Annotated in this window: 7 protein-coding genes and 2 pseudogenes; 3 read left to right on the top strand and 6 right to left on the bottom strand. The window is 37.7% G+C overall.

Translation table 11 applies throughout. From position 1 onward, the window contains the following. Positions 1 to 62: 62 nt before the first annotated feature. Positions 63 to 776 (top strand): PIG-L deacetylase family protein, encoded by a 714-nt coding sequence (locus V7K50_RS03215; protein WP_334957164.1) that lies wholly within the window; start codon positions 63 to 65, stop codon positions 774 to 776. Between the two features lie 106 nt (positions 777 to 882). After that, on the top strand, positions 883 to 1206 hold the full coding sequence (locus V7K50_RS03210) for an STAS domain-containing protein (protein WP_334957162.1): 324 nt from the start codon (positions 883 to 885) through the stop codon (positions 1204 to 1206). A gap of 363 nt (positions 1207 to 1569) precedes the next feature. Here the strand turns inward: V7K50_RS03210 and V7K50_RS03205 are convergent, their stop codons facing one another. Together V7K50_RS03205 and V7K50_RS03200 are read right to left on the bottom strand one after the other, a co-directional pair. After that, complete coding sequence (locus tag V7K50_RS03205; protein WP_334957160.1) at positions 1570 to 5238, bottom strand: response regulator; 3669 nt, start codon at positions 5236 to 5238, stop codon at positions 1570 to 1572. A gap of 297 nt (positions 5239 to 5535) precedes the next feature. Next, a complete protein-coding gene (locus V7K50_RS03200; protein ID WP_334957158.1) occupies positions 5536 to 6726 on the bottom strand; it encodes a SpoIIE family protein phosphatase in 1191 nt (396 codons plus the stop codon). Between the two features lie 150 nt (positions 6727 to 6876). Between V7K50_RS03200 and V7K50_RS03195 the strand changes: the two genes are divergently transcribed. Then, a complete protein-coding gene (locus V7K50_RS03195) occupies positions 6877 to 7293 on the top strand; it encodes an ATP-binding protein (RefSeq protein ID WP_334957156.1) in 417 nt (138 codons plus the stop codon). 143 nt (positions 7294 to 7436) lie between these two features. Here the strand turns inward: V7K50_RS03195 and V7K50_RS30630 are convergent. The 4 genes and pseudogenes from V7K50_RS30630 to V7K50_RS03180 all read right to left on the bottom strand — a co-directional run. After that, positions 7437 to 8693: pseudogene (locus V7K50_RS30630) on the bottom strand (ATP-binding protein); the annotation flags it as partial. A 171-nt stretch (positions 8694 to 8864) separates the two neighbouring features. Further along, positions 8865 to 9506: pseudogene (locus V7K50_RS30625) on the bottom strand (histidine kinase dimerization/phospho-acceptor domain-containing protein); the annotation flags it as partial. A gap of 355 nt (positions 9507 to 9861) precedes the next feature. Further along, positions 9862 to 10386 carry a Rab family GTPase gene (locus V7K50_RS03185; RefSeq protein WP_334957152.1) on the bottom strand — a complete coding sequence of 175 codons (525 nt, stop codon included), beginning with the start codon at positions 10384 to 10386 and terminating at the stop codon, positions 9862 to 9864. Between the two features lie 56 nt (positions 10387 to 10442). Then, positions 10443 to 12632 (bottom strand): OmpA family protein, encoded by a 2190-nt coding sequence (locus tag V7K50_RS03180; RefSeq protein WP_334957150.1) that lies wholly within the window; start codon positions 12630 to 12632, stop codon positions 10443 to 10445. Between the last annotated feature and the right edge of the window lie 36 nt (positions 12633 to 12668).

The following is a 12668-nucleotide window of genomic DNA, read 5'->3' as shown; positions in this document are numbered from 1 at the left end:
AAAACATAAAACCTAAAATTGAATGGCTCCTTATTAATAAATGCAATCCAGTAAAAACAGCTATGAACACTTATTCCGAATCAAATAACTTTGGTCAGCGAACTGTCTTAACAATTTATGCTCATGCTGATGATGAAGTTCTACCTGCTGCTGGTACTCTCAGTCTGATGTCTAAGGCAGGATGGAATGTTCATTGCTTAATTTTGACCGATGGCGGTCTTTCTAGTTCGCCTGTTAAGGGAACACGTCATCAAGAAGCAGATGCGGCTGGTAAAATCATCGGTGCGGCTTACGAGTTTCATGCACTTGAGGAGTGTAATTTTTCAACACAAGCAGTGATTAAAGTTACAGAAGAAGCTCTTGAGCATTGGCAACCGGATCTGATTATTACTCACGCACCACAACCGGAAAAATATGGACATAGAGATCATGAAGTGTGTGCGATCGCAGTTTCTAATGTTGCTACCCGTAAAAATATCCCTTTATGGTATTCAGCACCACCTGTTTTTCTGCGCGGTTTTGAACCCAACTTTTTTGTTGATATCACCTCTGTAATTGAAGAAAAAGTTGCAGCTATCGGTTGTTATGAATCAGAGTTAAATAAAGCATTTATGCAACTTGATGCCATCCTGATTTTGTCTCGTTTCTGGGCGCGAGAATTAGGTCAGAAAGATGGCTATTTTGAAGCTTTTGAAATTTCTCGGCAATGGGTTGATGCTAGCTTCTTTGCTGCCATCGCAAATAGTAGTAATCACCAAGCAATCAAAAAAACCTAATTGCATAACAACACAAAAGTATTTCTATATCTATTGCAGTTTGCCTGATGTCAATGCCAAAATATAAATATATATTTTTCAAGCCAAATAATCGGAAACTAAAGCCATGAACTTGAATGTAACAGTACTAGAATTATCTGGAATTTTAGATGGAATTAGAGGTAATGAGCTACGTCGTGAAGTTAGCGATGTTGTGGCAAAGGGAGCCGATATTTTGTTACTCGATATGAAAAAAGTAACCTTTATTGATAGCTCTGGTTTAGGTGCTTTAGTATCAGCGATGCAAGCGGTACGAAACGCTAAAGGTAAACTTTTTGTCTGTTCTATCAGTGATCAAGTGAAAATGTTGTTTGAATTGACGAAAATGGATAGAATTTTTCAAACCTTTGCTGACCAGGATGAATTCTATCGCCAAGTATTGGCAGCATAATAAGCTGTTACGTAGCTTATCTCATATTAGTTTGAGCCTTAGCATACAAAAAAACCGAATTGGCACATTGACCGATAAATCAAAGAATAAATAATAAGCTGTCGCGCATTTAATTTGCAGAACTAGGGCGCTCATGTTGCCCACCCCACAAGAGAGTTGTTTTTTGGAGGATGCAAATTAAAAGATTTTTAGCTTATCAGGTTCGGTTAAATACTTATAATATCTGTAGGCTTGGTTTAAGGAACGAAACCCAACATTTTATCCTTGTTAACGTTGGGTTTTACTGCCGTTAAACCCAACCTACATTGATAGATTTTATTATAATTTATCACCCGAACTTTATATCACAAGCAGGGACGCGGGTTAAAAATTATGTCGGCAATTGCCATTAATTAAAAAATCTTGAATGCGATTGATAAATTCTTCTAACTCCGCGATTAAATCGACCATAGCAGCGATCTCATATTTAAGACTGAGTAGTTCTAATTTCTCTGCTAATTGCTGGATAATTTTAGCTCCTATATTACCGCTAGAACCTTTAAGATGATGAGATTCCCGCGCGATTTGGTCAAAGTCTTGGGTAGCGATCGCAGCTTTAATAGACTTTAAATGACCTTGGCTATCTTCTAAAAACACTTGCAATAGTTCTAACTCAAACTCTGTATTATTTTCTGAAAGTTCATGTAAGTATTCCCAATCAATTGCTAGTTCGAGTAAATTTCGCTCTTGACTATCTTCAGATGTTGGATCGGGAATAATTACTGCCTGAGAAGTAATAATTATTTGACTCCAATGCTCTAGTACTGCTGCTAAATCTTTTTTATTTACTGGTTTACTTAAATAGTCATCCATCCCTGCATCTATACAGTTTTGTTGGTCTTCTTTCATCGCGTTAGCAGTGAGAGCAATTACCACAGGTTGCCGATGGCTAGCAAATGAACTTGCTGACCGACGACGAATTTCTCTTGTGGTTTCCAAACCATCCAAAATTGGCATTTGATAATCCATGAAAATCAATTCATAAGGAATTTTATCTAATACCTGCAAAACTTCTTGACCATTGGCGACAACATCAGCCTTATAGCCTAAGTTCTGGAGCTGCTTGACGATGACTTTTTGATTAACCAGATTATCTTCTGCTAACAACAATTTTAATTTTGGCTTAGTCGAATCATCAATTGGTTGTGCCTGGATTGGCACAGACGGTTGCTCAATTTTATCAAACTGAGAGTTATCTAATTTTGCTTGGCTTTCTAAGATATTCATGATCGTGTCCAGTAACCGCGATGGCTTTACAGGCTTGACCAAAAAACTAGTAAATCCGATGTTTAGTGCCCTTTGTATTTCATCTCTTTGATTAGTCGAGGTCAACATAATTAAATGGGTATCAGCAATAGCAGAGTTTGCCTTAATTTGTATCCCCAGCGTCATCCCATCTATTTCGGGCATTTGCATATCAATCACAGCAATATTGTATGGTACTCCCTGCTCGACACCTTGCTGTAAAGCTTGTAAAGCTGTAGTTGCACAACTAGCTTCATCTACGTGCATCCCCCAACGGGTAGCTTGGTGATAAATAATTTTGCGATTAGTCACATTGTCATCTACGACTAACAAACGCCGTTGATTGAGAAGCTCATGTTCCTGATTTTGAGAAACAGATTGAGGCTGTTTGGTGAAAGGTAACTCAAACCAAAATTCCGATCCCCTACCTATTTGACTTTTGACCCCAATTTCTCCTCCCATCAAATTCACCAACTGTTTACAGATAGATAATCCCAAACCTGTACCACCATACTTGCGTGTAATAGAAGCATCTACTTGGGTAAATGGTTGAAAAAGTTGACTTTGGTCTTGTGATGCCATACCAATTCCCGTATCTGTAATAGAGAATTTGATCGTAGCTGTAGTGTCGTTTTCTGATTGGAATTCTGCTCGTACTATCACCTCACCAGTGCTGGTAAACTTAATGGCGTTACCTATCAAGTTCATCAGAACTTGCCGTAGGCGATTAGCATCTCCTTGGAGATGAGTCGGGACATTGCGATGAATCAAGGCAGCAATTTCTAATCCCTTATGATGAGCTTGAGGAGCTAATAATTCTAAAACTTCTTCAACACAAATGGATAAGTCAAAATCCAGAGTTTCCAGCATCATTTCCCCAGCCTCCAGCTTGGATAAATCCAAAATCTCATTGATTAGATACAAAAGCGCGTCTCCACTCACACGAATTGTTTCTGCAAAATCTTGTTGTTCTGGAGTTAAGGGAGTGTCTAACAGTAAACCAGTCATTCCCAAAACAGCGTTCATGGGCGTGCGAATTTCATGGCTCATGTTCGCTAAAAAACTACTTTTGGCAACAGAAGCCAATTCAGCTTGTTGATGAGCAACTTCAAGTTCTTGCCGTTGTAGGGTTTCGGCTTCTAGTAACTTCGCTTGAGCTAAAGCAATGCCTATTTGATTAGCTAGTTCTCGTAAAAGTTCAATTTCCCAAGTTACCCATTGTCGGGGATGACTACATTGATGGGCAATGAGAAATCCCCAAAGTTCATGTTTGAGGACAATGGGAACAACAATATTGGCTTTAACAGCAAATCTTTGCATTAATTCCATGAGGCAAGGTTGGATATTAACTTGTTCGATATCGGTAGTAGTTTTTATCCGTCCTTCACGGTATTTTTGGATGTATTTCTCCGTGAAACAATTGTCGATAATGTTCTCTCCCATAACTCTGGAAAAGTTGGGAAGCACTGCTTCTTGAACTGTAATTAAAGAATTCTTTGATTGTAGCTGAATAATTAATACACGGTCTGCTTTTATCAGCTTTTGCACCTCTGTAACGCTGGTTTTGAGGATTTCATCAATTTGTAAAGACTCACGAATTTTTAGGGTAATATTGGCTAACAATTTCGCTCGCAAGCTTTGCTGTTGCAATTCATTCTCTGTTTGCTTTCGTTTGATAAACTGACCGATTTGATTACCAATAGATGTCATAATCTCCAGCAAGTCTGCATTCTGTGGTTCCTGATTCTGATTCAAGAAAGCCATGACACCAATTATTGTTTTGCCACTACGGATGAGAAAACCACAAGCTGTATTAAATCCTACTTTGGCAGCAAGTTGCACTCGCTGAAAATTCTGCTCATTACCAATATCAGTCAGCCACACAGGTTCAGAGTTAGCCCAAATCTGCCCAGGTAATCCAATACCTTGAGCTAAAGTCGTTTGTCGAGTCACGGCTTCAAACTCTTCTAATTCAGGAGATTTTCCACCATACCAAATATCAAAACAACGCAACACATTTGCTTGTTTATCCACTAGCCAAATCTCAGCCCAATCCCATGCTAAAGTCTCACAAATACCTTGCAAAATTCGGGGAGTAGCCTTACTAATTGTCATTGACTCAGCTAAGGCACAGCTGATGGCATATTGTATATTTAAATACTGTTCAGAACGTTTGCGTAAGCGAAGCTCGTCGTAGACATCGCTGATATCACGGCAAACACAAATTAGCCCCCCATTCTCTAGCCCTGTTAGAGAAAGTTCTTCGGTAACTGTACTACCGTCCTTTTTTTTGGCCGTTATCTCTCCATGCCAGTAACCTTGTTCCATGAGTACAGGAAAAACATTCTCCTCAAACCATTTGATTTCTTGTGGGCGGTAAAGCTCTTGCCAAGTTTTGCCTAAAAGTTCAGTAGTATTACTATATCCAAACATCTTGACGTGAGCGCTATTAAGGTAAATGTAGCAACCCTTTTCATCACAAATAGCAATACCATCAGTTGCAGCTTCTACAGCAGTTACTTGCTGTAGCAGATAAGACTCTGAATGCTGGCACTCACGGATTTTACGAGATTTGAGCAAGTAGTAAGGCACTACAAAAATTATTAGACACAAGCAGATAGCGATCGCAAGTACAATCGACATACTTCTGATATCATCAAAAGCAGCTGCCGATGAAGTTTGAATAATTTTATCCTGTAAAAATGCCTTGATTATTTCTGATTCGCTATTAAGTAATGATGTTTTCATATTTGACTATTTAAATAAGTAGGTGGGCATTATTTGAGAAATAATGTCTCAATTTAATTAGCAGTCATATCAATTTAATGTGAAGTTGCACATATCTTGATCCCCCTAAATTCCCCTTAAAAAGGGGGACTTTAATAGATGTTTTTCTGGTTCACCCCTTAATAAGGCTTGCTCGGGGGGATCGAATTATATGCAGCTTCATAAAAAACTGGTATAAGCGTTTCATTGATTTGGAATGGATGGTTTATTTACGCTGTGCTTTAGTAGATAGGCATTACAGCGCAAAAAAAGATGATTTTAACCAAAGTTAACTTTTACTAAAGAAAAGTCATCGTCAAGATTATCTTGAGTATTTAAGGTGAGAATTTTAGCTAATATTTGATTGAGGTTGTAGGGATCTTTTTGACTATATTTAGTTAATAATTCCATGAAAGCATCGATGCCCCAAATTTTCCCATCTGACTGATTAATTTCATAAACACCATCACTAAAGATGTATAAAGTACTATTTTCTTCGATATCAAAAACAGCATCTTCAAATTGAACTTCCGGTAAAAAGCCAATTGGTAAATCTAAAGAACTTAGCTGTTTAACTTGAATACTTGTGGTAGAGGTATTAGAAAATAATAAAGCTGGTGGATGTCCGGCGTTGGCATAAATGAGTTGACGTTTAAGGCGGTGATAAACTCCATACCAGATTGTGAAGTATTTATCACCGTGCTTGCTCATTTGGAAAGCGTGATTGAGGGCTTTCAGGACTTCACTTGGTTGACAAAAGTTAGTGTTCGGTAGAGATTGCGATCGCAAAACATTCAGTACCGATACCGATAGGAGGGCTGAACCCACGCCATGACCTGATACATCTAACAAATAAATTGCCAAATTATCCTCGTCAATCCAATGATGGTCGAAGCAATCACCCCCTAGCTGGGCTGAGGGAATAAACAGATTTTCTGTTGTTACTAATCCTACAAGGGGTGAGGGGAGAAGCGATCGCACATAAGCTGCCGCCTCAGACAATTCTGCTTCCAAAATTTGCTTTTGGGCTGACAAATCTTGATTTAGTGTCTCTAAAGCTTGTTTTCGACTTTGTAAATCCTGATTTAACTGGTGTAACCTTAGTCCTGCTCTTACCCGCGCTTTCAATTCATTCATCTCTATTGGTTTAGAGATAAACTCGTCTGCTCCCGCGTCAAGTCCCCTAACTCTATCTTCCTCCTCTCCTCTAGCTGCTCCCCTAGCCGTCAATAGAATAAAAAAAGTAGTCGCTAACTCTGGATCTGTTTTAATTCGACGACACACTTCTAGTCCATCTAGATGGGACATCATCCAGTCACAGATAATCAGGGCAGGATGTAACAGTTTTGCTTGTATAATTCCTTCTTCGCCATTACTGGCTACAGTAGTCTCATAACCCTGCCTTTGGAGTGTACTTTTCAGTACTGCTCGCACTGTTGGGTCATCATCAATAACCAGAATTTTAAACATAGATTACACTTTATTAAGTAAAATGATGGATAAAAAGTTGCTTTAATTTAAGTTATATGCAATTTAATTTTTAATGTATAGTAAAAATACCCAAATTAAATAAATTAATTAAGGAATATGATGGTTGCAAAATCTTTTATTGGTTAAAAAGTGAATAAAAAAATTCATCTAAAAGTTAACACAGACCTAACAGCCTCACCTCAAGTATTGTCTTGGTTCGAGCAGATGAATCAACCACCTATTCCTGACAAGGAAATTTGGTGGCAATGTCAAACACTTTTGATGGAAGGCTTTACTAACATTGTTGAACACGCTCATAGAAATTTACCTATTGAAACTCCTATTGAGATAGAAGCTGTGCGGTTTGAGGAATACATAGAAATTCGCATCTGTTGTCAAGGTGAACCCTTTGACTTAGAACAAAAACTACGGCAAACAACTGAATTTGAGGAGAATGATCAAGGCCGAGGTCGTGGTTTAAAAATCATGTCCACTATTGCTGACAAGTTGAGTTATGAGCCGATAGCAGATAATCGGTACTGTTTATTTTTTATTAAATATTATTAAATATGTCGTTGAGAGGAATGGGGAATGAGGAAAATTGTTATAAATCCTAACTCCTACAGCAGATTGCGCTCTAATCGAATATACGTAGAGACGTAGCAGTGCTACGTCTCTACAAGGTTTTGGGTTTTATATATGTACTTCATTTACCTGAAATCTGCTGTAATTAAAAACTCTCGGATGCGTTTAATAAACTCTTCCAACTCTAAGATTAAGTTACTGCTACCTCGACGCTCTTGCTTATAAGCGAGCTGTTCTAGTTTTTCTGCTGCCAGAGACATGGTTGTAACTCCCATATTGGCACTAGAACCTTTAATTTGATGTCCTTGGAGCGCTAATTGCTCAAAGTCATCAGCTGCGATCGCTATTTTAACGGCCTCTAGACGAGGTTGAATATCTTCAACAAATATTTGCAGTAGTTCCAATTCAAATTCTGGGTTATTTTCTGATAGTTCATGCAAGCGTTCCCAATCAATTGGGAGGTCAACTGAATCTACATCTGTTGGAGAAACTATCTGCTCGAAAGCTGTTTCTTTTGCCAGGAATATCACCCTTGCCCAATGCTCTAGCGTCGCCGCCAATTTTTCTTTCTTTACTGGCTTGCTCAAATAGTCGTCCATTCCGGCATCTAGGCACATTTCTTGGTCTTTTTTCATGGCATTAGCTGTCATTGCAATTACCACAGGACGATAACCACTGGCAAAGCGGCTTTCTGGCCAACGATGAATTTCTCTCGTGGTTTCTAAACCGTCGAGAACCGGCATTTGGTAATCCATCAAAATTAAATCGTAGGGATTTTTTTCTAATAGTTGCAACGCTTCTTGACCATTACCAGCGACATCAGCACGGTAGCCCAGATTTTGGAGTTGCTTCAAGGCTATTTTCTGATTCACCAGATTATCTTCAGTTAAAAGAATTCTTAATTTATGAGAGTCAGTAAAATGATCATCACCATTGTTTTCGTAACTTTTCACTCCTGAATTCTGACTCCCCTCGGCTGAGGTTCTGGGAAGCTTGAATTCTGACTCATGACTCCCCGCTTCCTCTGAAATCACAGAAGCGGCAATCGTAAAGTGAAATTTACTACCTGTACTAGGTTCACTTTCAACCCAAATTCTGCCACCCATTAACTCGCACAGTTGCTTGCAGATAGCAAGACCTAACCCAGTACCACCATACTGTCGAGTAATGGAGGAGTCAACTTGACTGAATGCTTTAAATAAACGTTCAAGGCGATCGCGTGGAATTCCGATACCTGTATCTTTAACAGTAAACTTAATTTCCTCAGTATTTGCCGCAGAAGAATGATTAATATCAATATTCTTGCCGATTCTAACTGAAACTTCTATACTTCCAGTTTCGGTAAATTTAATTGCATTACTGATTAAATTAATCAAGATTTGGCGCAGTCGAGTTATATCCCCCACAATTGTAGTAGCAAGTTGAGGAGTATCTAAAAATGTGAGTTTTAAACCTTTTTCTCTAGCTTGAGGCGCAAGCATATAAAGAACCTCATTAATGCAAGTTCGCAAAATAAAAGGTTCCTCTTCTAGTTCCAAGTTGCCCGATTGTATTTTAGAGAAGTCAAGGAAATCGTTAATAATTTTGAGTAAGGAATTTCCACTGCTATAAATGATTTCAATAAACTTTTGCTGTTCAGCAGTCAATTCAGTATCTAGCAACAAACTGGCCATACCCATTACCGATGAAATCGGAGTCCGAACTTCATGGCTAATCATTGCTAAGAATTCCTGTTTAGCAAGTTCTGCCTGCTTTCGTTCAGTCATGTCTCGCAAAATGTAAACATAACCTTGAAAATGTTCAATTTCTGTTTTAACTATTGAGGATGAAAAAGCTACGGGAATTTTTTTACCAGTTTTGGTATAGCAAACAGTTTCTATCTCTTTTACTAAAGGAATTATTTCTTGATTATGGGATATGTCAATACTTTCTATATCTCCAATTTTGAACAGAGATATATCTACTTGTCTAATAACTTTTGTGATAGATTGACCCAGGAGTTCTACTTCGTCATATTCTAATAAAACTTGTGCGGCAAGATTTATTTTTTTTATATTTCCTGATAGCGTTGTCACTAGTAACGCGTCTGCCATTGATGTCACAACTTGGTCAATATATTGTTTAGAAGCCTTTAAGTTACGTAATAAAAGATTTGCTTCATTTGCACCTTGAAACAAAGATTGCTCAAGAACCATTCGTTCTGTCGCGTCTTCGACAACAATGATTAGCCGATTGCTAGAATAGTCCGCCTGAATATTATTAGTGATCCGAATATCAATATACAAAGGAAAAGCCATATCTGGCGATCGCCTAATTCCTTTTAATGCAAAATTATCTTGCTCGCCCTGTCGAATTGCATCAAAAACATCTTCAAGTCCCTCCAATTCGGGAAACACAATCCGAACATCCTGACCTGGCTTCACTTCATTAGGAATATCGGCAAAATGATTTATTCCCAAAGACATCTCTAGAATCTTCAAGTTTTCATCAATTATCAAATATTCAATACCACATATAGATAATAGGTTTGTCAACAATGAGTTCATCTTACTAAATTAACCGATTGGCTAAAGTGTGAAATATTTCATCAACATTATTACCTGTTTTAGCTGAAGTTATATATGTATCTAATATATTATTTTGAGTAGTGAAATTATACATTTTACGGATGTTTTCTAAATATTCAGCTGCAATCATGTCTGATTTATTAAGTGCAACGACAATATAGCTTTTAGGATTAACAGCTAAAAAAGTTTGAATATGCTCCTGGATATGATTGAGCGTTTCTGGTTGTGTCACATCACCAACTATTACAGCACCTTTAGAACCTTGAAAATAATTTTGAGCAACTGCCTTAAACTTATTACTGCCTTCAATATCCCAAATTATCAGCTGCAAATCTTGTCCATCAAGTAGGTCTTTTTGAGGAACACCAACCAATTTACGAGATAATTTTACTCCGACAGTTGAAAGGTATTCGTCACTAAAGTTAGACTCTACAAATTGCCTAATTAAACTAGTTTTACCTACACCAAAATCACCAAATAAACATATTTTTCTAGAGATTGTAGACATAATTGGCAAAAAAGAGGAGATGTTTTATAGTAATCATTGTTGCTATCAGATTAGAATTACTTATTTATCACTTCTAGAATGACACAGCGACTTAACCATGAGGGGTTAATTGCATCAATTCCTGGTGGTAAATTTGTCCTACCAATAGTTTCTAGACGAGATGGCTCAATACCTAATTTAATCAGTGCTTGTTGTACAGTATTTGCTCGCATCAGTGCCAATTTTTGAGATGCGATCGCACCAGTGTTGCCATAACTATAACCGATAATTTTTAAATGTTTATTTGGGTGCTGATTTAGGAACAACTTGACATATTGAACCTTGTGTTGTGTGTCGGTTTTCATTAAACTCGCTGAGTCGGGTTGAAAGTAAAATCGAACTTGAATCTGTGCTGGTTGTACTCGCACTGCACTAGATACAAATTTTACACCGGGAATTTGTTCAAATGCATTAGTAATAATCTGAGCATCTGCAATCCGGTTGACGGTACCTTCAACAACTACTTTACCAGTGATGTATTGAGCGGAAATTGCTATACCGTCAGTTTGATTTAAAACTGCTGTGACTCGTTTGACTTCAGCAGCAGCTAATACCGGATCTGCTGGTACTTCTACTAATAAAATTTGATTGTCAATCAACCAATTAGGAGAGTTTATTTTGACAATTTGCTCGGCTTTCTGGCGAAGAACTTGATTAGGTAATCGTCCCATTAATTTTAATTTATTGTGTTCTACTTGTACGGTGAGCCGATATACGGCTAGTTCTGGAGTAGAAGTTAGAGCCAATGAAGTTTGATTTTCAATGGAATGTATCACTCCACTATGGTATTGCCAAATGCCCCAAGGAATTAAAATGCTGCTGATAACTGTTAAGCCTAATATCAATAGTGGTGATAATTTCGCTTTATTTTTCTGCTGAATAGCTGTATCTTTTAGTTCTTCTAGAAGTGTATGAACTTGAATAGGAATTAAATCTGGATCGCCATCAAATCCCTCAATTAAATTACCATATTTTCTAATAATTGTGCTTAAAGCTTGCCGCATTTTCCAAATAAAACTTTTGCTCGGCTCTCCTTGGATAACGATGGCTAAGTAACAGTATCCGGCAACTTCTAAAATTATTTTTGATGCCCCATATTCAATTGCATCTAATTCTGTCATGGTTCCAGATTGATTGATGCAATCATTGGCAAAGCTGCGAATTGCTGTCAGCATTCCTGCTACCATTTCAGCCTCTAGCTGCTCTACATTAGAGTGCTGAATATCTGAGATAACTAAACCAGATGCTTTATGAATTAAAAAAATGGCTTGAATTGTAAATGGTAGAGCTTCTTTAAGAATTAATTCTGCTTCCGAAACACCCTGTAGCTTGGCGCGAATTTTGCGTTTGATGCCTTGAACACTGAGGGCTTCTTCAACTTGTCGGTTAATTGCACGGATTGTCTCTGCCATATATTTGGCTATGGTACTACCAATAATTGGGTAGAGTGCATCCACAACGATATTCTCTTCAATTTCAATTTGCTTTTTTATGGCTCGTCCCATTGCCGGAGCGATCGCGTCTGAAACTTCTTCTGGCGCTATAATAATCTGCTGGGAGATAGCTAGGGGAATCGCAGGTGCGATCGCAGCACCCATACTAGTTTTATCCTGTTCAGTGCGACTGCGAATAGTCTGATCGATAATCGGAGCAATTATTTGTACAATTTCCTCTCTAGACTCTGCAATCGTCAGCTTTAAAAGCTCAGAAATCCAGGGTAGTAGTAGATTGATTAGCTCTTTAGGGTCATAAATTTGATGTTCTAATTTTGTGATTTTTTGTTCAAATTTAGCTGTAATATTGTTTATTTCTGCTAACTCATATCCGACTAATATCTCGCGTAATTTTTGTAACGCATCCTCTGAGTTGTCTAACTTTTCCTCAAATGTTGCAAATATTTCAATAGATTGTTCTAATTCTTCTTGAGTAATGTGTGAGTAATTAGATATATTTTGATGAAAATTAAAATCTGACTCTAGATAAGCTTCACATACTTCTAATGTCACTGGAGAAAGTTGCAGTAATTCAATTTCTTCTGGAATATACTCAGGACTATAATCAGTTTCCGATGGTAATAAGGGAAAAGATGGCTCAGGTGATTCGATAATTTTTAGTTCGACTAGTAAATCCAGTAAATTTTCAAGTTGTATATCATTTTCTGTCTTCAAGTTAACAGATTGATAAATCGAATTTTCCACCTGAGTCATACTTTTAAAATTGCTGAGTTGGGAATTGGGAGTTAT

It is taken from the genome of Nostoc sp. (assembly GCF_036917135.1).
Classification (GTDB): domain Bacteria; phylum Cyanobacteriota; class Cyanobacteriia; order Cyanobacteriales; family Nostocaceae; genus Nostoc.
Note: the sequence above shows the minus strand (reverse complement) of the source record. Positions and strands in the feature narration are given on the sequence as shown.